This is a genomic window from Streptomyces sp. NPDC058985, assembly GCF_042740985.1.
Lineage (GTDB): Bacteria > Actinomycetota > Actinomycetes > Streptomycetales > Streptomycetaceae > Streptomyces.
The window spans coordinates 30,021-54,795 of record NZ_JBHYJX010000054.1 but is presented as its reverse complement, the minus strand read 5'-3'; the positions used below and the strand labels follow the sequence as shown (position 1 = coordinate 54,795).

At 71.6% G+C, this 24,775-nt stretch carries 23 protein-coding genes and 1 tRNA gene; 3 read left to right on the top strand and 21 right to left on the bottom strand.

Going from position 1 to position 24,775, the window contains the following annotated elements; translation table 11 throughout:
* Window positions 1-35 precede the first annotated feature (35 nt).
* From yajC to pgsA, 11 genes are all read right to left on the bottom strand, one after another.
* Window positions 36-530, bottom strand: coding sequence for a preprotein translocase subunit YajC (gene yajC / locus ACFW01_RS33260; protein WP_234958299.1), 495 nt, complete (start codon window positions 528-530; stop codon window positions 36-38).
* 175 nt (window positions 531-705) lie between these two features.
* Complete coding sequence (ruvB, locus tag ACFW01_RS33255) at window positions 706-1,803, bottom strand: Holliday junction branch migration DNA helicase RuvB (RefSeq protein ID WP_234958300.1); 1,098 nt, start codon at window positions 1,801-1,803, stop codon at window positions 706-708.
* A 31-nt stretch (window positions 1,804-1,834) separates the two neighbouring features.
* Window positions 1,835-2,440 (bottom strand): Holliday junction branch migration protein RuvA, encoded by a 606-nt coding sequence (gene ruvA / locus ACFW01_RS33250; protein WP_234958301.1) that lies wholly within the window; start codon window positions 2,438-2,440, stop codon window positions 1,835-1,837.
* On the bottom strand, window positions 2,437-3,012 hold the full coding sequence (gene ruvC, locus ACFW01_RS33245; protein ID WP_234958302.1) for a crossover junction endodeoxyribonuclease RuvC: 576 nt from the start codon (window positions 3,010-3,012) through the stop codon (window positions 2,437-2,439). Before ruvC ends, ruvA begins: the two co-directional genes overlap by 4 nt.
* Window positions 3,013-3,120: 108 nt before the next feature.
* Complete coding sequence (locus tag ACFW01_RS33240; RefSeq protein WP_234958303.1) at window positions 3,121-3,873, bottom strand: YebC/PmpR family DNA-binding transcriptional regulator; 753 nt, start codon at window positions 3,871-3,873, stop codon at window positions 3,121-3,123.
* Between the two features lie 79 nt (window positions 3,874-3,952).
* Window positions 3,953-4,561 carry a pyridoxal 5'-phosphate synthase glutaminase subunit PdxT gene (pdxT, locus tag ACFW01_RS33235; protein WP_384509850.1) on the bottom strand — a complete coding sequence of 203 codons (609 nt, stop codon included), beginning with the start codon at window positions 4,559-4,561 and terminating at the stop codon, window positions 3,953-3,955.
* A gap of 13 nt (window positions 4,562-4,574) precedes the next feature.
* Entirely contained in the window at window positions 4,575-5,486 is a 912-nt protein-coding gene (pdxS, locus tag ACFW01_RS33230; protein ID WP_087810331.1) for a pyridoxal 5'-phosphate synthase lyase subunit PdxS, read from the bottom strand.
* Between the two features lie 136 nt (window positions 5,487-5,622).
* Window positions 5,623-6,165 carry a hypothetical protein gene (locus ACFW01_RS33225; RefSeq protein WP_234958305.1) on the bottom strand — a complete coding sequence of 181 codons (543 nt, stop codon included), beginning with the start codon at window positions 6,163-6,165 and terminating at the stop codon, window positions 5,623-5,625.
* 31 nt (window positions 6,166-6,196) lie between these two features.
* Window positions 6,197-7,360, bottom strand: a complete 1,164-nt coding sequence (locus tag ACFW01_RS33220; protein ID WP_234958306.1) for a glycosyltransferase family 4 protein — start codon at window positions 7,358-7,360, stop codon at window positions 6,197-6,199.
* Window positions 7,357-8,289: a phosphatidylinositol mannoside acyltransferase gene (locus tag ACFW01_RS33215; protein WP_234958307.1), complete on the bottom strand. Its 933-nt coding sequence runs from the start codon at window positions 8,287-8,289 to the stop codon at window positions 7,357-7,359. The genes ACFW01_RS33220 and ACFW01_RS33215 overlap by 4 nt, the downstream gene beginning before the upstream one ends.
* Complete coding sequence (pgsA, locus tag ACFW01_RS33210) at window positions 8,286-8,954, bottom strand: phosphatidylinositol phosphate synthase (RefSeq protein ID WP_234958308.1); 669 nt, start codon at window positions 8,952-8,954, stop codon at window positions 8,286-8,288. The genes ACFW01_RS33215 and pgsA overlap by 4 nt, the downstream gene beginning before the upstream one ends.
* Window positions 8,955-9,215: 261 nt before the next feature.
* On the opposite strand from pgsA, the gene ACFW01_RS33205 reads away from it, so the two are divergent.
* Window positions 9,216-11,417, top strand: coding sequence for an elongation factor G-like protein EF-G2 (locus ACFW01_RS33205; protein WP_234958309.1), 2,202 nt, complete (start codon window positions 9,216-9,218; stop codon window positions 11,415-11,417).
* A gap of 221 nt (window positions 11,418-11,638) precedes the next feature.
* Window positions 11,639-13,300: a hypothetical protein gene (locus ACFW01_RS33200; RefSeq protein ID WP_234958310.1), complete on the top strand. Its 1,662-nt coding sequence runs from the start codon at window positions 11,639-11,641 to the stop codon at window positions 13,298-13,300.
* A gap of 16 nt (window positions 13,301-13,316) precedes the next feature.
* On the opposite strand, the gene ACFW01_RS33195 is transcribed toward ACFW01_RS33200, so the two are convergent.
* From ACFW01_RS33195 to ACFW01_RS33180, 4 genes are all read right to left on the bottom strand, one after another.
* The gene (locus tag ACFW01_RS33195; RefSeq protein WP_234958311.1) at window positions 13,317-13,865 is read right to left on the bottom strand and encodes an HIT domain-containing protein; all 549 of its coding nucleotides are present in this window, start codon (window positions 13,863-13,865) and stop codon (window positions 13,317-13,319) included.
* A 76-nt stretch (window positions 13,866-13,941) separates the two neighbouring features.
* Window positions 13,942-15,921 (bottom strand): threonine--tRNA ligase, encoded by a 1,980-nt coding sequence (gene thrS / locus ACFW01_RS33190; protein WP_234958312.1) that lies wholly within the window; start codon window positions 15,919-15,921, stop codon window positions 13,942-13,944.
* Between the two features lie 111 nt (window positions 15,922-16,032).
* Window positions 16,033-17,292 (bottom strand): hypothetical protein, encoded by a 1,260-nt coding sequence (locus tag ACFW01_RS33185; RefSeq protein WP_234958313.1) that lies wholly within the window; start codon window positions 17,290-17,292, stop codon window positions 16,033-16,035.
* Window positions 17,289-17,855 (bottom strand): DUF4365 domain-containing protein, encoded by a 567-nt coding sequence (locus ACFW01_RS33180; RefSeq protein WP_234958314.1) that lies wholly within the window; start codon window positions 17,853-17,855, stop codon window positions 17,289-17,291. The genes ACFW01_RS33185 and ACFW01_RS33180 overlap by 4 nt, the downstream gene beginning before the upstream one ends.
* Before the next feature lie 171 nt (window positions 17,856-18,026).
* Here ACFW01_RS33180 and ACFW01_RS33175 point away from each other — a divergent pair, with 171 nt between their 5' ends.
* Window positions 18,027-18,752 carry a 3'-5' exonuclease gene (locus ACFW01_RS33175; protein WP_234958315.1) on the top strand — a complete coding sequence of 242 codons (726 nt, stop codon included), beginning with the start codon at window positions 18,027-18,029 and terminating at the stop codon, window positions 18,750-18,752.
* Window positions 18,753-18,820: 68 nt separating this feature from the next.
* Here ACFW01_RS33175 and ACFW01_RS33170 read toward each other — a convergent pair.
* The 6 genes from ACFW01_RS33170 to ACFW01_RS33145 all read right to left on the bottom strand — a co-directional run bounded on the left by ACFW01_RS33170 (window position 18,821) and on the right by ACFW01_RS33145 (window position 24,775).
* Window positions 18,821-18,892: transfer RNA gene (locus tag ACFW01_RS33170), tRNA-Val, on the bottom strand.
* A 39-nt stretch (window positions 18,893-18,931) separates the two neighbouring features.
* Window positions 18,932-19,390 (bottom strand): SRPBCC family protein, encoded by a 459-nt coding sequence (locus tag ACFW01_RS33165; RefSeq protein ID WP_234958316.1) that lies wholly within the window; start codon window positions 19,388-19,390, stop codon window positions 18,932-18,934.
* Between the two features lie 39 nt (window positions 19,391-19,429).
* Window positions 19,430-22,153, bottom strand: a complete 2,724-nt coding sequence (locus tag ACFW01_RS33160) for a Tat pathway signal sequence domain protein (RefSeq protein ID WP_384509839.1) — start codon at window positions 22,151-22,153, stop codon at window positions 19,430-19,432.
* Window positions 22,154-22,292: 139 nt separating this feature from the next.
* Window positions 22,293-22,904, bottom strand: a complete 612-nt coding sequence (locus tag ACFW01_RS33155; protein WP_234958318.1) for a hypothetical protein — start codon at window positions 22,902-22,904, stop codon at window positions 22,293-22,295.
* Between the two features lie 12 nt (window positions 22,905-22,916).
* Window positions 22,917-23,807, bottom strand: coding sequence for a carbohydrate ABC transporter permease (locus tag ACFW01_RS33150; RefSeq protein WP_384509836.1), 891 nt, complete (start codon window positions 23,805-23,807; stop codon window positions 22,917-22,919).
* The gene (locus tag ACFW01_RS33145) at window positions 23,804-24,775 is read right to left on the bottom strand and encodes a carbohydrate ABC transporter permease (RefSeq protein WP_384509857.1); all 972 of its coding nucleotides are present in this window, start codon (window positions 24,773-24,775) and stop codon (window positions 23,804-23,806) included. Before ACFW01_RS33145 ends, ACFW01_RS33150 begins: the two co-directional genes overlap by 4 nt.

Here is a 24,775-nt window from a genome sequence, read left to right as displayed (position 1 = left end):
CGTCCAGGACGTCCCCGCGCACCCCGGGGCACGGCTTACTTCGCCTCGGAACCGCCGTCGGACTTCTTCGCCTGCTCGTCGGCCTTCGCCTCGGCGGGCGCGGCGTCGGCCGTCGGCTCCCCGGCCGGCTCGTCGTCCGCGTCCTTCTTGCCGAGGTCGACGGGCTGGTCGTCGGTGGCGGCGTCGGACTCGGTGAGGGAGGAGGCGTCGTCCGGGACGACGTCGGCGTCCGACTTCAGGTCGTGCTCGATGCCGTGGACGATGCGGTTGTACTCGTCGTCGGTCAGGACGGCACCGATGCTGTTCTTGGCGAAGAGCAGGTCGACGCCCGGACCGGCGTCAAGGAGGACCGTGTCGTCGTTGACCTCCTTGACCGTGGCGTACATGCCCCCGATGGTGCGGACACCGGAACCGGGCTGCATCTGGTTCCGCATGTCGGCGGCCTGCTGCTGCTTCTTCTTCGCCGACCGGGTCATCAGGAACATGGCCCCGATGAGCACGATGAACGGGAGGAGGGTCACGAGACTCACGGGTCGGTACTTCCTTCACACGACCGCGATGGTGAGCGGCCTGATGGTTGGGGGTGTGTACGCCGCCGACAAGGGCGGCATCGGCGGAGTCTAAGCGAGTCCGCGCGCAGGGAACAACGCTCAGCATGGCACTGGGGTTCCTGCTCGGGCGAATGTCCTCGTCGTGACGGGGATGTCACGTCCCGAACAAGTCCTGTTGTCCGTTTCCGGTGGTCTGCGCACCGGGCGGGGTGAGCCCGAGATGCGCCCAGGCCGCCGGCGTCGCGACCCGCCCCCGTGGGGTGCGGGCGAGGAGGCCCTCCCTCACGAGAAAGGGTTCGGCGACCTCTTCCACTGTCTCACGCTCCTCCCCCACGGCGACGGCGAGCGTGGACAGGCCCACCGGACCGCCGCCGAACAGCTTGAGCAAGGCCTCCAGGACACCGCGGTCGAGCCGGTCCAGGCCCCGCTCGTCGACCTCGTAGACCGCCAGGGCGGCCGAAGCGATCTCGCGGGTGATCAGGCCGTCGGCCTTGACCTGCGCGTAGTCGCGCACGCGGCGCAGCAGGCGGTTGGCGATGCGGGGGGTGCCGCGGGAGCGGCCGGCGATCTCGGCGGCGCCCGCGGGGTCGATCTCCACGTCGAGCAGGCCGGCCGAGCGGTGGATCACCCGTTCCAGTTCGGCCGGGCCGTAGAACTCCATGTGGGCGGTGAAGCCGAAGCGGTCGCGCAGCGGCGGCGGGAGCAGTCCCGCGCGTGTGGTGGCGCCGACCAGGGTGAAGGGGGGCAGCTCCAGAGGGATGGCGGTGGCACCGGGCCCCTTGCCGACGATCACGTCGACGCGGAAGTCCTCCATCGCCATGTAGAGCATCTCCTCGGCGGGCCGCGACATGCGGTGGATCTCGTCGAGGAAGAGGACCTCGCCCTCCTGGAGCGAGGAGAGGATCGCGGCGAGGTCGCCGGCGTGCTGGATGGCGGGGCCGGAGGTGATGCGGATGGGGGCGCCCATCTCCGCGGCGATGATCATCGAGAGGGTGGTCTTGCCGAGGCCGGGGGCGCCGGAGAGGAGCACGTGGTCGGCGGTGGCGCCGCGCGCGCGTGCGGCCCGCAGCACGAGGTCGAGCTGTTCGCGGACCTTCTCCTGGCCGATGAACTCGCCCAGGTCCTTGGGGCGCAGGGCGGCCTCCACCGCCTGGTCCTCACCGTCGGCGACGGAGCCCACCAGCCGCTCCTCGGCGGAGCCGACGAGTCCTTCGGGGGCGTCGGACGGGTCGGTCGTGTCGTCCCAGTTCATGTGGTGTGCCTCGGGGGTCGGTGGTGGCGGTTCAGCGGGCGCGGTTCAGGGTCTGCAGGGCCGCCTTCAGCAGTTGCCCGACCTGGGGCGTGCCCCCGGCGGCCTCGGCCTGGGGGGCCACGGCGGTCACGGCCTCGTCGGCCTCGCGGGTCGCGTACCCGAGGCCGATCAGGGCCGCGTGCAGCTGGTCGCGCCAGCCGGTGCTGACGGGGGCTCCGACGGCGGGGGCTCCGATGGGCTCGCCGAGGCGGTCCCTCAGCTCCAGGAGCAGCTTCTGCGCGCCCTTCTTGCCGATGCCCGGGACGGCGGTGAGCGCCTTCTCGTCGCCGGTGGAGACGGCTCTGCGCAGGGCGTCGGGGCTGTGCACGGCGAGCATCGCCTGGGCCAGGCGGGGGCCGACGCCGCTGGCCGTCTGGAGCAGCTCGAAGACCTGGCGCTCGTCGTCGTCGGCGAAGCCGTACAGCGTGAGCGAGTCCTCGCGGACGACGAGGGAGGTGGCGAGTCTGGCGGGCTTGCCGAGGCGGAGGGTGGAGAGGGTGTTCGGCGTGCACTGGACGGCCATGCCGACGCCGCCGACCTCCACCACCGCGGCGTCGGGGGCGAGGGCGGCGACGGTGCCGCTGACGAAGGCGATCATGCCGTGGTGCCTTTCGACGGGTGAGGGGTGTGCGGGCTCCTGGGGCCGGCCGGGCCCCGGGAGGTGTGCAGAGCGACGGCTTGCTGGAGCCGGTTCTGTGCGGGGGCGCGCCAGATGTGGCAGACGGCGAGCGCGAGGGCGTCGGCGGCGTCGGCCGGTTTGGGCGGCGCGGAGAGCCGCAGCAGCCGGGTGACCATGGCGCCGACCTGCGCCTTGTCCGCCCGGCCGCTGCCGGTGACGGCGGCCTTGACCTCGCTGGGGGTGTGCAGGGCGACGGGGATGCCGCGGCGGGAGGCGCAGAGGATCGCTACGGCGCTGGCCTGGGCGGTGCCCATCACGGTGCGCACGTTGTGCTGGCTGAAGACGCGCTCCACGGCGACGTGGTCCGGCCGGTGCTCGTCCAGCCACTGCTCGATGCCCCGCTCGACGGCGACCAGCCGGTGGCCGAGGTCGTCGTCCGCGCGGGTGCGGACGACACCGACGCCGATCATGGTGAGCGGCCGGCCCGCGACGCCCTCCACGACGCCGATCCCGCAGCGGGTCAGCCCCGGGTCCACCCCCAGAACGCGCATGCCCGCCCCCCTCTCCTCGATCACCTGTTTGTGCAGGCTATCGGGTGCCACCGACAGAGCGACGGGCCGACGGGGTGTGTCCCCGCCGGCCCGCTGAGCTGGGGCGCGTTACGCGTCGACCTTCTCCATGACCTCGTCGCTCACGTCGAAGTTGGCGAAGACGTTCTGCACGTCGTCGCTGTCCTCCAGGGCGTCGATGAGCCGGAAGATCTTCCGGGCGCCGTCCTCGTCCAGCTCCACCTGCATGGTGGGGACGAAGTTGGCGTCGGCGGACTCGTAGTCGATGCCGGCGTCCTGGAGGGCGGTGCGGACCGCGACCAGGTCGGTGGCCTCGCTGAGCACCTCGAAGGACTCGCCGAGGTCGTTGACCTCCTCGGCGCCCGCGTCCAGGACAGCGGTGAGGACGTCGTCCTCACCCAGCTCGCCCTTGGGGACGATCACGACCCCCTTGCGGTTGAACAGGTAGGACACGGAGCCCGGGTCGGCCATGGAGCCGCCGTTGCGGGTCATGGCGACGCGGACGTCGGAGGCGGCGCGGTTGCGGTTGTCGGTGAGGCACTCGATGAGCACCGCGACGCCGTTCGGCCCGTAGCCCTCGTACATGATCGTCTCGTAGTCGGCGCCGCCGGCCTCGAGGCCACCGCCGCGCTTGACCGCGGAGTCGATGTTCTTGTTGGGCACCGACTGCTTCTTCGCCTTCTGGATGGCGTCGTACAGGGTCGGGTTGCCCTCGATGTCGACGCCGCCCATGCGGGCCGCGACCTCGATGTTCTTGATCAGCTTCGCGAAGAGCTTGCCGCGCTTGGCGTCGATCACGGCCTTCTTGTGCTTCGTCGTAGCCCATTTAGAGTGGCCGGACATCTGCCTGTCTCCTTCGCGTAACCCGTCTTTGTACGGACTCCCCCAGCGCTTGAGGAGCCTGGGAGGTACCCGGGGAATCCTACAAGGACTCCGCCTCCCGGTTCGCGCGCACCATGTCGGCGAAGAGACGGTGCACCCGGTGGTCGCCGGTCAGCTCCGGGTGGAAGGACGTCGCCAGCGCGCTGCCCTGGCGGACGGCGACGATGTGGCCCTCGTGCTCGGCGAGCACCTCGGCCGCGGCGCCGACGGACTCCACCCAGGGGGCGCGGATGAAGACGCCCTCCACGGGGTCGCCCGGGACGCCCTTGAGGTCGACGGCCGCCTCGAAGGACTCGTTCTGGCGGCCGAAGGCGTTGCGGCGCACGATCATGTCGATGCCGCCCACCGTCTCCTGCCCGGAGCGCGGGTCGAGGATCTTGTCGGCCAGCATGATCATGCCGGCGCAGGTGCCGTAGACGGGCAGACCGTCCCGCACGCGCGCGCGGAGGGGCTCCATCACTCCGAAGAGGACGGCCAGTTTCGAGATGGTGGTGGACTCGCCGCCCGGGATGACCAGGCCGTCCACCTCTGCGAGCTCCTCGGGGCGCCTGACCGGCCTGGCCACGGCGTCGGCCGCGGCCAGGGCCACGAGGTGCTCCCGTACGTCGCCCTGGAGGGCCAGGACGCCGATGACGGGGCTGTCGTTCATGGGATCAGGTGCCTTACCAGCCGCGGTTGGCGTAGCGCTCGGTCTCGGGGAGGGTGTCGCAGTTGATGCCGACCATGGCCTCGCCGAGGTTGCGGGACGCGTCCGCGATGATCTTCGGGTCGTCGTAGAAGGTGGTCGCCTTCACGATGGCTGCGGCGCGCTTGGCCGGGTCGCCGGACTTGAAGATGCCGGAGCCGACGAAGACGCCCTCGGCGCCGAGCTGGCGCATCAGCGCGGCGTCGGCCGGGGTGGCGACGCCGCCCGCGGAGAAGAGCACCACGGGGAGGCGGCCCAGCTCGGAGACCTCCTTGACCAGCTCGTAGGGGGCACGCAGGTCCTTGGCCGCGGCGTACAGCTCGTTGTTGTCGTAGCCGCGCAGGCGGGCGATCTCGTTCTTGATCTGGCGCAGGTGGCGGACGGCCTCGACGACGTTGCCGGTGCCGGCCTCGCCCTTGGAGCGGATCATCGCGGCGCCCTCGGCGATGCGGCGCAGGGCCTCGCCGAGGTTGGTGGCGCCGCAGACGAACGGGGTGGTGAAGGCGAACTTGTCGCTGTGGTTGACCTCGTCGGCCGGGGTGAGGACCTCGGACTCGTCGATGTAGTCGACGCCGAGGGACTGCAGGACCTGGGCCTCGACGAAGTGGCCGATGCGGGACTTCGCCATCACGGGGATGGAGACCGCGCCGATGATGCCCTCGATCATGTCCGGGTCGGACATCCGGGCCACGCCGCCGTCCTTGCGGATGTCGGCCGGGACCCGCTCGAGGGCCATGACCGCGACGGCGCCCGCGTCCTCGGCGATCTTCGCCTGCTCCGGCGTGACGACGTCCATGATCACGCCGCCCTTGAGCTGCTCGGCCATGCCGCGCTTCACGCGCGCGGTGCCCGTCTCGGGGGCCTGGTTTTCGGAGAGCGTGCTGGACACGGGTACCTCGCTGAGGGGAAGGGGGTTTGTGCAGCAACGAGGAAACGCGAGGGGACCAGGCCACAGCAAGGGCCAATGGGAAGCCGGTGGATCGTTTTGGCGCGGGCGGCGGCGGGGGCGGGAAAGCGGCGCCGGCTCAGGCGGCCCGGTCCACCAGGGCCGCCGGCGGCTCGTCGTCCATCTCGAAGGCCAGCGGGAAGGGGGCGTGGCCCGCGAGGCGGAACCAGCGGACCTTGCGGTGCTCACGCAGCCGGCGGGCCGCGCCCACCGCGTCGTTGTGGAAGCGCCGCGCCATCGGGACCCGTCGTACGGCCTCGGCCAGCTCGTGGGCCGCCTCCTCTCCCCCGGGTGCCTCGCGCAACGCGTCGACCTGCGGCGGATCGGCGAGGACGGCCCGCAGAGCCTGGCTCAGCTCGCTCTCGGCCACCTCCCGCAGCTCCTCCTCGGCCTGCCGGGCGGCGTGCGTGGCCTCGTACAGCACCATGGAGGCGGCCGGGTCGAGCACGCCCGAGGTGGCGAGTTCCTGGGCGACGGAGGCTCTGCGCAGCAACTGCGCGTCGAGGGCGGCCCGGGCGGCGTCGATCCGGGCGTGCAGCCGGTCGAGCCGTCCCGCCGTCCAGCTGAGATACAGGCCGACGGCGACGAGGACGACCAGGATCCAGATCAGGGTTGCGGTCACGGGCCGCAACCCTATCGGTGGGGCCGGCCGGTCAGTCCCGGGCCAGCCCGAAGCGTGCCCTGAGCCCGGTCGCCCGGTCGTCCGCCGCCACCGCCGCCGCGCCCGCCGTCACCGTCTCGTAGACGGAGAGGATGTCCGCGCCGACCGTGGACCAGTCGAAGCGCCGTACGTGGGCGCTGCCCCGCTCCCGCAGCGCGGCGCGGCGCTCCGGGTCGGCGAGCAGCCGCACCGCGGCGTCGGCCAGCGCGTCGGCGTCCTCGTTGGGGAACAGCTCGCCCGCGGCGCCCCGGTCGAGGACCTGGGCGAATGCGTCCAGGTCGGAGGCGAGGACGGGGGCACCGGCCGACATGGCCTCGACGAGGATGATGCCGAAGCTCTCGCCGCCGGTGTTGGGCGCCACGTACAGGTCGACGCTGCGCAGGAAGCGGGCCTTGTCCTCGTCGCTGACCATGCCGAGGAACTCCACCCGGGAGCGCAGTGCCTTCGGCAGGCTCTCCACGGCCTCCTCCTCGTCGCCGCGCCCGGCGACCAGCAGCCGGGTCTGCGGACGGGCGGCGAGGATCTTCGGCAGGGCCCGCATCAGCACCGGCAGCCCCTTGCGGGGTTCGTCGATGCGGCCCATGAAGCCGATCGTCTCCCCCTGCCACTCGGACTTGGGCTCGGCGCCGGCGAAGAAGTCGACGTCGACGCCGTTGGGGATGACGACCGCGTCCCCGCCGAGGTGCTCGACGAGGGTGCGGCGGGCGTACTCGCTCACCGCGATCCGGGCGCTGATCTTCTCCAGGGCAGCCTGGAGGATCGAGTACGCGGCGATCATCGCGCGGGAGCGCGGGTTGGACGTGTGGAAGGTGGCCACGATCGGGCCCTGCGCCGCCCAGCAGGTGAGCAGGCCCAGCGAGGGCGAGGTCGGCTCGTGGATGTGGATGACGTCGAAGGCGCCGTCGTGCAGCCAGCGCCGCACCCGGGCGGCCGAGAGGAAGCCGAAGTTCAGCCGGGCCACCGAGCCGTTGTACGGCACCGGCACGGCGCGCCCGGCGGAGACGACGTACGGGGGCAGGGGCGTGTCGTCGTCCGCGGGGGCGAGGACGGACACCTCGTGGCCCAGGCGGACGAAGTACTCGGCGAGGTCCCGGATGTGGAACTGGACGCCGCCGGGGACGTCCCAGGAGTACGGGCAGACGATGCCGATCCTCACGAGGCGCCCTGTCCGTCGGCCGCCGCGGGTGCCTTGGCGGGGTCGAGGTCCTTCAGCCACAAGCGCTGGAGCATGTGCCAGTCCTCCGGATGGTCGGCGATCCCCGTGGCGAAGGCGTCGGCCAGCGCCTGTGTCATGGCAGACGTCTTCTCGGCCCGGGTGCCTGACTCCGGGACCGCGACCGGCGGGTGCACCCGGCCGCGCATGACCGGTGAGTCGTCGTACCAGAGCGTCACCGGCAGCAGCCGCGCGCCGGTCTGCTGGGCGAGCAGGGCGGGTCCGGCCGGCATGCGGGCCGTCTCGCCGAAGAAGTCGACCTCCACGCCGGAGGCGGACAGGTCGCGGTCGGCGACCAGGCAGACCAGGCCGCCGTCGCGCAGCCGCCTGGCCAGGGTGCCGAAGGCCGTGCCGCCGCTGTGCGGGAGCACCTCCATGCCGAGGGACTCGCGGTAGGCGACGAAACGGTCGTACAGGGTCTCCGGCTTGAGCCGCTCGGCGACCGTGGTGAAGGGGATGCCCAGTTTCGTGGTGACCCAGGCGCCCGCGAGGTCCCAGTTGGCCAGGTGCGGCAGGGCGAGGACCACGCCCTTTCCGGCGTTCATGCCGTCGGTGAGGTGGTGCAGGTCCTCGGGGGTGAAGCCGGTCCCGATCCGTTCGCGGCTCCATGCCGGGAGCCGGAAGGACTCCATCCAGTAGCGCAGGTACGAGCGCATGCCCGCGCGCGAGAGGGCGGCCAGGCGTTCCGGGCTCGCGCCCGGCACCACACGCGCGTAGTTGCTCTCCAGGCGCCGCACGCCCGCGCCACGCTGCTTCCAGGCCAGGTCCGCGACGGTCCGCCCGAGCCGTACGGCGGCCGGTTCGGGCAGCGTCTTCACGGTGCTCCAGCCGGCGCCGTACAGGGCGTCGGTCAGCCGGTCGCGAGCGCTCACTTGGCCGCCTCGGTGCCATGGCTCTCCTGCGCGGCGGCGTCGGCCTCGGCGGCCTCCCGGCGGACCGTGACGACCCGCTGGACGAGCGTGACGAGGCTGCCGACGGCGACGATCCACAGGGCGATCGGCAGGAGGTACTGGATGACGGGGACACCGAACTTGTGCAGGCCCGCGAATCCGGCCGCGACCAGGGAGACGACGAGCCGCTCGGCCCGCTCGACCAGGCCGTTGACGGCGACCGGCAGGCCGATCGACTCGCCGCGCGCCTTGGTGTACGACACCACCTGGCCGCTGGCGAGGCAGAAGATCGACACCGCGCACAGGATGATGTCGTCGCCGCCGCCCGCGTACCAGAGGGCGAATCCGCCGAAGATCGCGCCGTCGGCGACCCGGTCCAGGGTGGAGTCCAGGAACGCGCCCCAGCGGCTGGAGCGGCCGAGCTGGCGGGCCATGTTGCCGTCGACGAGGTCCGAGAAGACGAAGAGCGTGATCACCACCGTTCCCCAGAAGAACTCACCCATGGGGTAGAAGACCAGCGCGCCCGCGACCACACCCGCGGTGCCCAGGAGCGTGACCGTGTCCGGGCTGACCCCCCGGCGGATGAGAAACGCGGCGAACGGTGTGAGGACACGCGTGAAGAATGCACGCGCGTACTTGTTCAGCATGGCCTTCCCGACGGTCGGTGTGGCCGCGGCCCCTGCTGGCCACCGGCTGGCCCATCGTAGTCACGCGCGCGCGTGGGCGTGGGCCGGGCACCCGGACCCCCGTCCCGGCGGCCGGCGGGCGATGGGATCGGGTCCTTCGTATGGACGCGGCGTGAAGTGAGTGGAAAGCTCGAAGGACCGCGGGCGTCGCCGGAGCCGCCAGTGCACGCGGTCCCGCGTGTCCGCGCCCACAGGGACCTCACCGTGCACGGGAGGCAGGACATGGGCGACAAGGCACACCACACCCATCCCGGAGCCGCCGGAAGGGCAACGGCGGCCGACCATCCCGCATCCGTACGGAATGTGGTGCTGGTCGGCCACTCCGGATCGGGCAAGACGACTTTGGTGGAGGCTCTCGCGCTGACCGCGGGAGCGGTGAACCGGGCGGGCCGTGTGGAGGACGGCGGCTGCGTCTCGGACTACGACGAGATGGAGCACCGGCAGCAGCGCTCCGTACAGCTCTCCCTGGTGCCGGTCGAATGGGACGGCATCAAGATCAATCTCCTGGACACTCCCGGGTACGCCGACTTCGTCGGTGAGCTGAGGGCCGGTCTGCGCGCGGCGGACGCGGCCCTCTTCGTCGTCTCGGCCTCCGACGGGGTGGACGGCTCGACCCGCATGGTGTGGGAGGAGTGCGCCGCCGTCGGCATGCCGCGCGCCATCGTGATCACGCACCTGGAGGCCGCCCGCGCGGACTTCGAGGAGATGACGCGGATCTGCGCGGAGGCCTTCGGCGGGGACGATCCCGACGCGGTGCTGCCGCTGTACCTGCCGTTGCGCGGGGCTCCGGCGCCCGACGGGCACGCGCCCGTGACCGGACTCATCGGCCTGCTGTCGCGGAAGCTGTTCGACTACGCGTCGGGCGAGCGCGAGGAGTCCGAGCCGGGCGAGGCGGAGCTGCCGGTGATCGACGAGGCCCGCTCCATGCTGATCGAGGGGATCATCTCGGAGAGCGAGGACGAGACCCTCATGGAGCGCTATCTCGGCGGTGAGCAGGTCGACGTCAAGACGCTCGTCGAGGACCTGGAGCGGGCCGTCGCGCGCGGCGTGTTCTTCCCGGTGCTGGCCGCGGCTCCCGCGGCGGAGGGCGCCCGGCAGGGACTGGGCACCGTCGAGCTGCTGGAGCTGATCACCCGTGGTTTTCCTACACCGCTGGAGCGGGAGGCACCCCGGGTGACCACGCCCGGGGGCGCCGGGCGCGAGCTGCGGATGTGCGATCCCGGGGAGTCACTGGTCGCGGAGGTCGTCAAGACGTCGTCCGACCCGTACGTCGGCCGGATCTCGATGGTCCGGGTGTTCTCCGGCACCCTGCGCGCCGACCAGACGGTGCACGTCTCCGGTCACGGGCTCGCCGACCGCGGCCACGAGGATCACGACGTCGACGAGCGGATCGGCGCCCTGTCGACGCCGTTCGGCAAGCAGCAGCGGCCGGTCTCGCACGTGATCGCGGGCGACCTGGCGTGCGTGGCCAAGCTGAGCCGCGCGGAGACCGGGGACACGCTCTCGGCCAAGGAGGACCCGCTGCTGATGGCTCCCTGGGAGATGCCCGATCCGCTGCTGCCGCTCGCCATCGAGGCGCACAGCAAGCCCGACGAGGACAAACTGTCCCAGGGGCTCGCGCGGCTGGTCGCCGAGGATCCGACGATGCGCCTGGAGCACAACCAGGACACGCACCAGGTGGTCCTGTGGTGCCTGGGCGAGGCGCACGCCGACGTGGCCCTGGAGCGGCTGCGCAGCCGCTACGGCGTCCAGGTCGACGTCGTACCGCACCGGGTGTCCCTGCGGGAGACGTTCGGCGACCGTGCGGGCGGGCGCGGGCGGCACGTGAAGCAGTCCGGCGGGCACGGGCAGTACGCCATCTGCGAGATCGAGGTGGAGCCGCTGCCGAACGGCGCGGGCGTCGAGTTCGTGGACAAGGTGGTCGGCGGCGCCGTGCCCCGGCAGTTCATCCCGTCCGTCGAGAAGGGCGTGCGCGCGCAGGCCGCCAAGGGCGTCGCGGCGGGCCATCCGCTGATCGACGTGCGGGTCACGCTGCTGGACGGCAAGGCGCACTCGGTGGACTCCTCCGACGCCGCCTTCCAGACGGCCGGCGCGCTGGCGCTGCGGGAGGCCGCCGCGCAGGCCAGGATCCATCTGCTGGAGCCGGTGGCCGAGGTGAGCGTCCTGGTCGGCGACGACTACGTGGGCGCGGTGATGAGCGACCTGTCGGGGCGGCGCGGCAAGGTGCTCGGCACCGAGCAGACGACCGGGGGCCGGACCCTGATCCGGGCCGAGGTGCCCGAGATCGAGATCGGCCGATACGCGGTCGACCTGCGCTCCCTCTCGCACGGCACCGCGCGCTTCGACCGCCGCTACGCGCGCCACGAACCGATGCCGCAGCAGGTCGCCGACCGGCTGCCCGAGGAGGTGCGCGCGGCGTCGTAGCGGCGCCCGGCCGCCAGCGCGGGACCGCCCGTGCCGGCGGCGCTCCGCCCCGCGCGCGACGGCGCGCCCGGCGGCTCGACCCGCGCGCGTGGGGGCGCCTTCCGGCGTCCGGTGACGCGTGCCGCCGGCTGCGGATACGCTGATGACCAGATCAACAGGTGTGCGGGGCAGGGAAGTCGGGAAGGCCGCAGGAGCGACAGTGGTGGCGATCGGGGGCGGGAATGGCCGTTGACGGCGGTTACGCGGACTTCTTCGGACCGCAGGTGCCGCGCACGGACGACGGTGGCCAGACGGCCACCTTCGCGCTGGCGTCGGCCGCCTACCGGGACAGCGAGTTGGCGGAGATCAAGAAGGCCGACAACGAATGGCACCAGACGACCCTCAACGCGGGCCGGTCCTGGGCCACGCTCTTCCGGCCCAACCTCGGCGAGGCCTTCTCCCGCGCGGTGGCCGACCGCATGCTGGGCAGCGGCCGCAAGCCGCTCATCCAGTCCTTCGGGGCGGAGCCGCAGGTGGTCGTCGAGCACTGTCTGGCGGCCAACGGCATCCGCAGGGCACGCGACGCCCGGCTCTCCATGGTCATCCTGCTGTGCGGCGTGCTCTTCCTGCCCGGGATGCTGATCTGGCTGCTGGGCTTCCAGATCCGCACCACCGTCGCCAAGTCGGAGAACAAGCAGGCCGGTGCGCTGGGCACCGCGGTGCTGCTCGCGATCGCCGCGCTGGCCGTGCTGTTCCTCCTGAAGATGCCCTTCACCGGCTTCTGGGCCTGGTACGCCCGCGCGGCGGTCGTCCTGCCGGTCGTGGGCTGGTTCTGGGCCAAGCGGATCTGCGAGGGCACCGCGAGGGACCTCCGCGAGCGCTGGGACGGGCTCCTGTCGGGCAGCGGCGTCGGCGCCAAGGTGCCCGAGGCGGTCCCCAGCAACCCGAACGAGACCTCGGCCGAACAGCTGCGCCAGTCCCTGGCCAAGCTCGGCGCCGAGCAGCAGTCCAACTCCGTGTTCTACGCCGGGCCCAAGGGCATACTCGGCATGGGCACGCGCTGGGGCGGCTGGCACCTCGCCGAGGACCTGGCACCGGCCGACCCGGCGCGCGAGATCCACCCCTTCCGCAGCTGGGACGTCGTGAAGTCCATCCACGACCAGCTGCGCATGCTGGAACGCGGTCCGCTGAACACCGGCGGTTTCACCAAGCCGTCCATACGGCACTGGGTGGTCACGCCGATCGGCGAGAACGCGAAGGCGGTGTCCCGTCCGGAGGGCACGGACGTCGAGGCGTACCAGGTCAAGACGCACGCGATCCAGGAGATCTGCAACAAGCAGCAGTTCGGTGCCGGTGACCGGCACTACCTGGGTGTGCAGTGGACGCTGTGGGACGGCCAGTTGGTCATCACCATGCTGATCACGGTGACCGTGCTGCACGAGACGCTGCGCATCGAGGTCACCGGCCACGCGCTCGGTCCGGTGAACCCGCTGTTCACCGCCAAGCCCGAGGCGCCCTCCAAGGAGGTCGCCAAGTCGTTCAAGCCGTGGGAGACGCGCAAGGTGATGCTCCCGCTGGTCACCGCGGGCGAGGTGGTCCGCCTCGCCGTCCGCGCTCCGCTCACCTGGTATCCGCCGCTGCTGAACTGGCTCGGCGGCACGATCGGGCTGCCGGAGCCGTTCGGTCTGCGGCACGCGTGGGCGGATCAGCCGTGGCGGCACCGCTTCATGGCCGACGACGCGTTGCGCGCGGCGGCGCCGGTGCTGCGGGTGGTGCACGCGGCGTCGATCAAGGTGCTGGAGGAGAACGGCGTGGACACGGAGAAGTTCGGCGCGCGGTCGGCGTTCCTGAGCACGGCCGTGCAGGACGCGGCGCCCGGGAAGGCCGACCTCTACAACGCGTAGGTCCCGCCGGCGGGTGCTAGGCGGAGGGCCAGGCCTCCGCCAGCATCTTGCGGGTGTCGCCCAGGAGCTGGGGCAGCACCTTCGTGTGGCCGACCACCGGCATGAAGTTGGTGTCGCCACCCCAGCGGGGCACGATGTGCTGGTGGAGGTGGGCGGCGATGCCCGCGCCGGCCACCGTGCCCTGGTTCATCCCGATGTTGAATCCGTGGGCGCCGGACGCGGTGCGCAGCGCGGTCATCGCCTGCTTGGTCAGCGCGGCGAGCTCCGCGGTCTCCACGTCGGTCAGGTCGGTGTAGTCGGCGACATGGCGGTACGGCACGGTCATCAGGTGGCCGCCGTTGTACGGGTACAGGTTGAGCACCGCGTACACGTGCTCACCGCGGCGGACGACCAGCCCGTCCTCGTCGGATGTGGCCGGGATCGAGCAGAAGGGGCAGCCGTCGTCGGCACCCGGGCCGCTCGGCTTGTTCTCGCCCTGGATGTAGGCCATCCGGTGGGGCGTCCACAGGCGCTGGAACGCGTCCTGCGTCCCCACTCCCAACTGCTGCTCCGGCTCACTCGTCATGCGTGCAGCATATGGCGTCGTGTACGGCGACAGGGAAAGGCCCCCGGGAGATCCCGGGGGCCCCGCAAGCCCGCGATCAGACCTGCACCCGCTCCTCGACCACCTTCGCGATCTTCGCGATGGCCTCGTCGACGGGGATGCCGTTCTCCTGGGAACCGTCGCGGTAGCGGAAGGAGACCGCGCCGTTCGCCATGTCCTCGTCGCCCGCGATGACCATGAAGGGCACCTTCTGCTTCTGGGCGTTGCGGATCTTCTTCTGCATCCGGTCGGAGGAGGTGTCGACCTCGACGCGCAGGCCTGCGGCGCGGGCCTTCTCGGCGAACTCGTGCAGGTACGGCACGTGGGCGTCGCCGATCGGGATGCCGAGCGCCTGGACCGGGGCCAGCCAGGCCGGGAAGGCCCCGGCGTAGTGCTCCAGCAGGACCCCGAAGAACCGCTCGATGGAGCCGAACAGCGCCCGGTGGATCATGACGGGCTGCTGGCGCGAGCCGTCTGCGGCGGTGTACTCGAGGCCGAACCGCTTGGGCTGGTTGAAGTCGACCTGGATGGTCGACATCTGCCAGGACCGTCCGATCGCGTCCTTGGCCTGGACCGAGATCTTCGGGCCGTAGTACGCGGCGCCACCCGGGTCCGGAACCAGCGGCAGGTTCTGCTTCTCGGCGGCCTGGCGCAGCGCCTCGGTGGCCTCCGCCCAGTCCTCCTCGGAGCCGATGAACTTGTCGGAGTCGTCGCGGGTGGACAGCTCCAGCTCGAACTCGTTCAGTCCGTAGTCGCGCAGCAGGTCGAGGACGAAGGTCAGGAGCGTGTCCAGCTCCTGGGGCATCTGCTCCTTGGTGCAGTAGATGTGCGAGTCGTCCTGGGTGAAGCCGCGCGAGCGGGTCAGGCCGTGCACGACACCCGACTTCTCGTAGCGGTACACGGTCCCGAATTCGAAGAGCCGCAGCGGCAGCTCGCGGTAGGAGCGGCCGCGGGACTTGAAGATCAGGTTGTGCATCGGGCAGTTCATCGCCTTGAGGCGGTAGTTCTGCTCGTCGAACTGGATGGGCGGGAACATGCCCTCCGCGTAGTGCGGCAGGTGCCCGGAGATCTCGAAGAGGTGTTCCTTCGAGATGTGCGGGGTGTTCACGAACTCGTAGCCGGAGACCTCGTGCCGGCGGCGCGAGTAGTCCTCCATGACCTTGCGGATCACCCCGCCCTTGGGGTGGAACACCGCGAGGCCGGGGCCCAGCTCGTCGGGGAAGGAGAACAGATCCAGTTCGGTCCCGAGCTTGCGGTGGTCGCGCTTCTCGGCCTCGGCCAGGAACTCCAGGTACGCCTTCAGCTCGTCCTTGGTCGGCCACGCGGTGCCGTAGATACGCTGGAGCTGCGGGTTCTTCTCACTGCCGCGCCAGTAGGCGGCGGCCGAGCGCATCAGCTTGAAGGCCGGGATGGCGCGGGTGGTCGGCAGGTGCGGTCCCCGGCACAGGTCCTTCCAGCACAGCTCGCCGGTCTTGGCGTCGAGGTTGTCGTAGATGGTCAGCTCACCACTGCCCACCTCGGCGTCGGCGCCGTCCGCGGCCTGCGCGGCGTTGCCCTTGAGGCCGATCAGCTCCAGCTTGTACGGCTCCTTGGCCAGCTCCTCACGGGCGGCCTCGTCGCTGGTGACGCGGCGCGAGAACCGCTGCCCCCGCTTCTGGATCTCCTGCATCTTCTTCTCGATGGCCTTGAGGTCATCGGGGTGGAAGGGCTTCTCCACGTCGAAGTCGTAGTAGAAGCCGTCCTTGACCGGCGGGCCGATGCCCAGCTTGGCCTCGGGGAACAGCTCCTGCACGGCCTGCGCCATGACGTGCGCGGCGGAGTGGCGCAGGATGTTCAGGCCGTCCTCGGAGGAGATCTCGACGCCCTCGACGGTCTCACCGTCGCCGACCTCGTAGGCGAGGTCCTTGAGCTCACCCGCCACGCGCGCCGCGACGATCGAGCGCTGGCCGGCGAAGAGCTCGGCGGCCGTAGTGCCCGTCGTCACCACGCGTTCTTCCCGCTCGGAATCGCGTTGGATGATCACACGGACGTCTGACACCGGTCTCTCCTGACTGAAGGTGGGGCCGCGGCGCCATACCGGAGCGCACGCATGAGGGCGATCGTACCGACCCGGACCCGTGCACCGCGAAATCATTCCCGGCGGCGGCCCTCACCCCCCGTCGTCGTCCTCGCCGTCACCGCCGCAGGTCTCCTCGAAGAAGGCCGCCACCTCCACGTGCTCCTGGACCGCCTTGAGCAGCCGGTCCCGCTCCGCGTCGTCGACCTGCACCGGGGCGATCTCGCAGGCCCCGGTGAGCCGGCGGAAGCCGCCCCGGCTCTCCAGCCGCCCGAGCACCCGCACCGGCAGTCCGACGAGGTGGGCGTGGCCGGCGATCCGGTAGGCCTCCTCGTCCAGGGTGATCCGCACGTGCGGCACCTCGGCACCGGCCAGCACCCGCAGCCGTACGGTGCCCGTGCCGCGCGGTCCGGAACGGCGCATGCGGACGACGGTGCCGGTGATCCGCACCGGCACGGAGGGCTCCGCGCGCAGATAGCGGGCGGCGGCCTCGCGCAGGGCGGGCAGGTCGCCGGGCGAGAACTCGACGGGTTCGGCGAGGGCGCCGCAGCCCTCGGGGACGCCTGCGGCGGGCGCCCAGGCGATGGCGATCCTGGCTCCCTGGGTGCCACGGACCAGGGTGACCAGCGCCTCGGTCAGCTCGTGGCTGACGCCGGCCCCGACGGCGGCGTCGAAGGCATCCATGCCGCCGGTGGCCCGCCGGTAGTCGACGGCCTCGCGCGCGGCGTACAGGGCCTGGTGGAGGCGTACGGCGAGCGGGCGGCCGGTGGTGACCGGCACGAACGCCGTCAGCCGGCGACCGTCGGGGGCCGTGCCGACCAGGACGTTCTCCAGGGCGGTGGCGGCGGTGCGCCGGTGCCGGGCGCCGAAGTAGCCCGCACGCGCGCGCGTGGCGAGCGCTCCGGCGAGCAGCATCCGGCGGGCGGCGGCGCGCAGCTGTTCCTCGGCGGTCCAGGAGGCGGTGGAGCCGGGTCCGGCCGGCACGTCGCGTGCCCAGCGGATCTCGTCGCTGGGGACGGCGAGTGAGACGAGGATCTCGCGGGCGGCGGGGGTACCGCTGCGGGACAGGGCGAGCAGCGCCTCGCCGAGCAGGTCCTCGCTGTCGGGGAAGGCGCGGCTGACGGGCACCAGCAGGCTGGTGGCGCCGGCCGCCGGGCCGGGCGGTGTCCAGCGGCCGTAGCGGCCGGGGGCGCCGCCGCGCCGCTGCCAGCCGTGCCGGTGGAGCAGCGCGGTCAGGACGGCCGGGTCGACGGCGGCGGACTCGGGCGGGCGGCCGTCGTCCCAGTCGGTGTCGTCGCCGGCGGGGTGCGGCCGTACGGCGCGCAGGGGTTCGCCGGTCGGGCGGTGCGTCATGGTTTCCCTCCCGTACCGACCCGCGTCATGATCTCGCACAGCGCCCGGTCGTCGAAGACCCGCGCGGTCGGTATCCGCACGGTGGTGCGCCGCCGGCCGGTGACCGGGTGTCCGGCGAGGTTGGTCCAGTAGCAGCAGTGCCTGAGGTCGAGCCGGTCGTGGCCGGCCCGCAGCCACTGGTCCCTGGACCGGGGGACGATCATCACGACCAGGATCTTGTGCACGGAGACCGGGGTGCGGGCGAGCTTCGCCAGGTGGTCGTTGTCGAGCGTGAAGGAGAAGAAGCGGCCGGGCGGCTGCGGGGGGATCTGGTACGTCGCCTTGAGCTGCACCTTGATGGTGACCTCGTCGTCGACCGTGTGCCCGGGGGCGCTGTGGCTGACGTGCCAGTCGATGCCGTTGTCCGGGAACGGCTGGGAGAGCGAGCAGCCCGCGGCGGCGGCGACCGCGTGGAGGTAGCCGACCTGCAGGGTCTCCATGCAGGCGGTGGTGGCGAGGGAGCCGCGGGTGGGCGCGGTGCGCTCCGGCAGCAGCCCGCCCCGTTCGGGCTGCGCGATGGCCATGACCAACAGCCTTCCAGAACTGGTGGGTCCGTGTCGCGGGTCGCTGAACTGCGAGGACCCGTAATCCTGTTGTGTCCTTCCGGCGTACGCCGCAAACAGCCCGGGTATCACCGAACCGGGACAGAGGACGGCGCGTCAGCCGGTGTGTGTGGACGAGGAGTTGAGTGCCCTATGGCGAGCTGGTTCGAGGGGCCGCTGGCCGCCTTCGACACGGAGACGACGGGTGTGGACGTCGAGACCGACCGGATAGTGTCGGCGGCGCTCGTCGTCCAGGACGCGCCCGGGCTCCGGCCGCGCGTCACCCGGTGGCTGGTGAACCCGGGCGTGCCGGTGCCGGAGTCGGCGACGGCGGTGCACGGGCTGACCGACGAGCATCTGCAGCGCCACGGCCGCTGGCCGGCGCCGGTGATGTACGAGATGGCGGAGGCGCTGGCCGAGCAGGCCCGCGCCGGGCGTCCGCTGGTGGTGATGAACGCGCCGTTCGATCTCACGCTGCTGGACCGCGAGTTGCGCCGCCACCGCGCCTCGTCCCTGGCCCGCTGGCTGGAGCGGACGTCGCTGCACGTGCTGGACCCGAGGGTGCTCGACAAGCACCTGGACCGGTACCGCAAGGGCCGCCGCACCCTGACCGACCTGTGCGCGCACTACGGCGTCGAGCTGGCGGAGGCGCATGACGCGGCGGCCGACGCGCAGGCCTCGCTGGAGGTGGTGCGGGCGGTGGGGCGGCGCTTCCCGGGCCGGCTGGAGCGCCTGTCCCCCGCCGAGCTGCACACGCTCCAGGCGGTGTGGCACGCGGGGCAGGCGCGGGGACTGCAGGCGTGGTTCGCGCTCAACGGCACCGAGGAGCCGGTGGACCCGGCCTGGCCACTGCGGCCGGACCTGCCCGCGGCGGCGTGAGCGCGGACGCGCACGCGTCGGCATATGAAGAAGCCGGTCCGTCGTGTGACGGACCGGCTCTTCCCGGGTGGGCGATACTGGGTTCGAACCAGTGACCTCTTCGGTGTGAACGAAGCGCTCTCCCACTGAGCTAATCGCCCGGGAACGCACCGAACAATACAGGGCCCGGCGCGCTTCCATCAAACCGCTTGCCGACCGCCTTCCAGGTACGCGGCGAGGCCGCGCCGCCCCGCCCGCATCATCAGCCGGTGATTGGCCCGGAACAGGGGCCGTCCCGGCACGGCGAGCCGGCGCAGCAGCGGCTTGCGCACCTCGACCTCCTGGTCGTAGCGGGCGAGGGTGCCGGATCCGCGCGGGGTGACCGTCCAGCGCGCCCACCCCTCCATGTCGCCGCGCATCGCGACCTCCAGGACCCCGGCCGCCGGATCGCGGTGCCCCTCGTACAGGGTCGCGGTGAGGTCGTACGGCAGCAGGGAGCGGAAGCGGAGGAGGCCGCTGGTGTCGTCGAGACGGGTGACCTCGCGCACCTGCGGCCACCATTGGGGGTAGTCCTCGATCCGTTCCAGCGCGCGGTAGACGTCCGGGGCGGGCGCGGGCAGGGCCCACAGGCTGCGGAATCGGTACTGGTTCCAGTCCACCTGTGGAGTGTGCCCGTACCCGCCTCCGTCACGTGCCGTCTAGGGCATCCGGTCGCCGAGGAGCGCCAGGTTCTCGATGGCGGCGAGGCCGTAGAGGGCGGTGTCGTTGGTGGACACCCAGCTCGCCTCGCTGCCCGGCACCAGGGCGACGGGGCCGGTCAGCTTCTCCGTCGTCCAGGGCGCCGACTCCTTGTAGCCGTCGGAGTCGTAGAACTTGGCCCACGCGCGCGTGGCGAGCTGCTCGTCGCCGGTCCGCACGGCCGCGTAGGCGTCGAGGCGCGAGTGGCCCTGGAAGAGGATGAGGCTGCCGAAGTCCTTGCCGTACCGGGCCGCTTGTTCGGCCTTGGAGGCGTTGAAGTAGCGGCAGTAGTCGTAGTAGGCCTCGTGGAACGCGGGCATGTCGACGAGGTCGATCAGCTCGGCGCACAGTTCGTTCAGTCCGAAGACGGCCGACAGGTGGGAGACCTCGACCTTCGGCGTGTCGGCGACGGCGAACCTCCCGGTGTCCAGGTCGTACAGGCCGCTGCCCTGGACGAAGCCGTTGGGCTGGGCGGCGATGGTCTCCATGGTGGACAGGACGCGGTCCCGGGCCTTCTCCCACTTGGGGCCCCTGCGTTCCCACTCGGTCAGCCAGGCCGACACCAGGCCGCTCCAGTCGGTGCCGAAGCCGATCGACAGGGCGTGCCGGTCGGGTGTGTACGGCTCGGTGCGGATCTTTCGCAGCGGGTCGAGGGCGAGGAAGGTCTCGTCGGAGTCGACGTTCGCGTGCATGAGGTCGCCGACGCGTTCGTCGGCGGTGAGGAAGTAGTAGAAGCGGCGGTAGGTGGTGTTGGCGATGCGTTGCTGCTTGGCGCTGTCCGCGTAGTGCTGGACGCCGTGCCGGGTGCCGAGGCCGGCCCATTCGCCCAGGTGGTAGACGTCGACCTCGCCGGTGTGCCGGGTCATGGCCTCGGCGAAGCGGAAGATGTCGGCCCGGCCGGAGCGCAGGTAGGCGTACCAGAGCCACAGGTCCGGGGAGAGTTCGGAGTTGTCCCAGGCGTAGCCGCCCACGTCGTAGCGCCACTGGTGGCGGGCGGTGTCGTAGGAGTGCATGACGTCGCCGTGGTCCCAGAAGCCGTACCAGCGTCGCTGCTCCACCTGGTCCTTGTAGTAGGTGAAGAGGAAGTCGAGGTGGTCCTCGATCCTGGCCTTGGCGGGCGTGGAACGGTCGGGTTCGGAGTAGAGGCCGGGACCGAAGACCCTGGACCTGATGAGCTGTGCGGGCGGGGCGGCGAGCTGCGGCGGTGTCCGCACGGCCCGGACCTGTTCGGCGAGCGTCTCCGCGCTCGGGGTGGCGGCGTTGGCCCAGAACATCAGCTCGCTGGTGCGGGCGATGCCGTACGGGGTGCCGAAGCCGGGTTCGTAGTCCTCGTAGGTGATGTTGAGCCCTTCGAGCTGTTCGGCGTAGCTGTCCTGGCCCATGCCGTCGTGGTAGAAGCGCAGGTCCATGGGCTGGGCCTCGGGTGACCAGAGCCAGAGGGTGACCTCGGCCGCGTCGGTCCGGGCGTCGCGGATGTCGAGCTGGGCGGGGTGCTTCTCCCAGAAGTCGCGCAGGCCGAAGGAGAGGCCGCCGCTCACGCCGCCGACGTAGCCGAAGCCGGAGGCGCGCCGTCCGCCGCCGGCGCCGATCCAGCCGTGGCCCTTCTTGGTGCGCTTGCGGACGGTGAAGCCGTCGGCGGACAGCTGGGAGAGGGTGTGGTCGCCCCACTCGGGGATGTACTGGAGCCGGGTGGTGACGCGCTGGTCCCAGGTGGCGGGGTCGGGCAGCTTCTCACCGGCGAACTGCGCCGCCTGTACGGCCGCCCCGGGGTCGCGGCGCAGTCCGGTGATGCCCTTGACGGCCTCGCGCAGCAGGCCGGTGCCCTCGCCGCCGAGGCGGATGTGGCGGTCGTAGGACTCGTCGCGCATCGGGACGGTGAAGCGGACGCCGAGGCCCCGGACGAAGTCACCGTTCGCCTTCCCGGGCTCCTGCTTGCCGTCGAACGTGACGGTGTGCACCATGCGGAAGGAGTCGGCGCCCGCGTAGAAGTAGAGGCGGACGGAGAAGGGCAGCAGGCCGCGGCGCCCCTTGCGGTGCTCGCCGTCGACACGGACCACGGCGCGGACGGGGCCGTCCTGTTCCACCCTCACCTCGTGGATCGCGCCGTCGAAGCGTTCGGACCTGACGGTGCCCTGCTCGTCGTCCTCGATCTCGGGCCGGCGCAGCACGACGAGGCGGCCGTTCCTGGCGATCTCGGTGGAGCCGCGGACGACCGACCTGACGAGCGTCGATCCCGACGTCCCGATCCTCGTGGTGATGACACCGGTCGATATGTCGATGGTGGAGCCGCGCCGGTCGACGGTGATCCTCCGGGTGGGTGCGGCGGGTGTACCGGCGGCCAGGGTGAGCCTGCCGGTGCCCGAACCGACGGCGTGCGCGGTCCACTTCAGGGAGCCGTCCGGCCACTGGGCGAGCGGCCAGGACTGCACGGGTACGTCCTTGCCGTCGGCGTCCGTGACCGCGAAGGACTGGTCCGCCGGGAAGGTGCCCCGGGGCCAGGGAACGCCGACGGTGGAGCCGGGTGCGGCGCCGAGGCCGCCGTCCTCCAGCCAGTTCAGGTTGACGGGGCTGTCGTCGGCCACCGCGGCCTGTGCGTTCTTCGTACCCAGCGCCCAGCTGAACTGGGCGGCGGCGCCGGCGACGGCGGCCGCCTTGAGGAGGGACCTGCGGGGGAAGCGGGACATGGCCTTCCTTTCTTGTGGCAGCGCTCTTGTGGCAGCGCTCTTGTGGCAGGGCATGACTGGCAGGTGTGGCAGGGCGCGATTGGCAGGGGCATGACAGACCGACTCCTGCGGGCAGGGGCACGGCGGTCGGAACGGCCCGTCAACGGCGCCGGTGGCGCTCCTCCACGGCGACGGCAGCCGCCGCCACCGCGCCCAGGACGGCGACCGCCAGCGGTGCGCTGAACCAGGCGGAGCAGACCACGAGGGCCAGACCGCCGACGAGGAGGAAGGAACCGGCGGGGTCGAGCACGGTATGCCGGGCGGCCCCGGCGAGCAGCGACCGCCAGGAGGCACCCGGGTGCCAGGCCGCCGCCGCGCGCAGTCCCGCGACGGCCACGCCGATGAGGGCCAGGACGCCGACGGCACCCGCGAATGCGCCGCCCGGCAGTCCGTCCCGTACGGCCCGTACGTCCACCCACACCACCGCCAGGGCCGCCCACCCGGCGACCCCGACGAGCCACCCGCGGCGCACCGCGGCCCGGAAGTCGGCCGCGAACTCCCGCAGGCCGCCGCGCTCGTGGGCGACCCGGCGCCCGAGGTGGCGCGCGCCGGCCGCGAACGCGGCGGGGTAGGTGACCAGCGGCAGCGCGGCCACCGCGATCCACACGCCGGTGAGCAGGCACTCGGCGAACAGGGCGAAGCCCTCGGCCAACCGCGACTCGCCCCGCTCCCCCGCCCGCTCCGTACGGGCCTTCGCACGCGCCTGGGTCATGATCGGCTCCCCTCAGCCCTTCAGGCCGGACGTCGCCATGCCGTCGATCAGATAGCGCTGGAAGGCCAGGAAGAAGGCGAGCACGGGCAGCAGCGCGACGAGGGACATGGCGATCATGCCGCCGTAGTTCGCCAGCCCTTCCTGGTCCACGAACATCTTCAGACCGAGCGAGACGGTGTACTTGCCGGGCTCGTTGAGGTAGATCAGCGGGCCCATGAAGTCGTTCCAGGAGTTGATGAAGGTGAAGATCGCGCTGGTGATCAGGGCCGGCCGGCACAGCGGGAGCACGATCGACCAGTAGATCCGGAAGTGCCCGCAGCCGTCGAGGCGGGCCGCCTCGTCCAGTTCCCTGGGCAGATTGCGCATGAACTGGACCATCAGGAAGACGAAGAACGCCTCGGTGGCCAGGTACTTCCCCAGCAGCAGCGGGGTGTACGTGTTGATCATGTCCAGGTTGCGGAAGAGCACGTACTGCGGGATCAGCAGCACGTGGTACGGCAGCAGCAGCGTGCCGATCATCAGTGTGAACAGCAGATTGCGCCCGGCGAACCTGATCTTCGCGAAGGCGTACGCCGTGAGCGAGCAGGACACCACGATCCCGATCACGGAACCGACGGCCAGGAACAGCGAGTTGAGGAAGAAGGTGGAGATCGAGATGTCCGCGATGCCGTCGGCGAGGCTCGTGTAGTTGGAGACGATCGGGTCGCCCGGGAAAAGGTCCAGGCTGCCGACGATGTCACCGCTCTCCTTGAAGGAGCCGCCGACGACCCAGAGCACCGGGTAGAGGATCACCGCGAGGATCGCCAGCGACCCCAGGTGCCAGGCGAGCGAACCCGGCAGCCGGCGCCGCACGGCCCCCTTCGTGGCGGCGGTCGGCGTGACGTCCGTGGCCCGCGCGCTCATCGGCCGCCCTCCTCGTAGTGCACCCAGCGTTTCTGCGACCAAAACAGCACCGCGGTGACCAGGGCGACCGCGACCAGCAGCATCCACGCCATGGCGGAGGCCAGGCCCATGCGGCTGTTCTCGAAGCCCTGGACGTACAGGTAGCAGGTGTAGACCATCGTGCCGTCCGCGGGTCCGCAGGCGTTGCCCCCGGCGCCGCCGCCGACGATGTAGGCGGAGCTGAAGATCTGGAACGAGTGGATCGTCTCCAGCAGGACGTTGAAGAAGAGCACCGGGGAGATCATTGGCAGGGTGATGTTCCAGAACTGGCGCAGCTTGCCCGCCCCGTCGACGTCGGCCGCCTCGTACAGCTCGCGCGGCACCTGCTTGAGGCCGGCCAGGAAGATGACCATGGGGGCGCCGAACTGCCAGACGGTGAGCGCCACCAGGCTGTAGATGATCAGCTCCGGGTCGCCGGTCCAGCCTCCGGCGCCGATCCCGAAGAACTGCTGAGTACGGTCGACGACCGCGTCGTCCGAGAAGATCGCCTTCCACACGATGGCGATGGAGACGCTCGCGCCGATCAGCGAGGGCGCGTAGAAGGCGGCCCGGTAGAAGGCCTGCCCGCGCCGCTTCTGCGCCAGCAGCAGCGCGACGCCGAGCGCCGCGAGCAGCTTGATCGGCGTACCGACGACGACGTACCACAGGGTGATCCGCACCGAGTGGCGCCAGCGGGGGTCGCCGAACATCTCGGAGAAGTTGTCCAGGCCGATCCACCTGGGCGGGTCGAACAGGTTGTAGTCGGTGAACGCGAAGTAGAGCGAGGCGACCATCGGTCCCGCCGTCAGCAGCAGGAATCCGGCGATCCAGGGGGACATGAAGAGGTAGCCGGCCAGGTTCTCCCGGCGGCCCCGCCGCTTCTGCGCGGCGGAGCGCGCGGGCTTCCGTGGGGCGGGCCGCGGCCGGGAGTCCCGGGCCGGTCCCGCCAT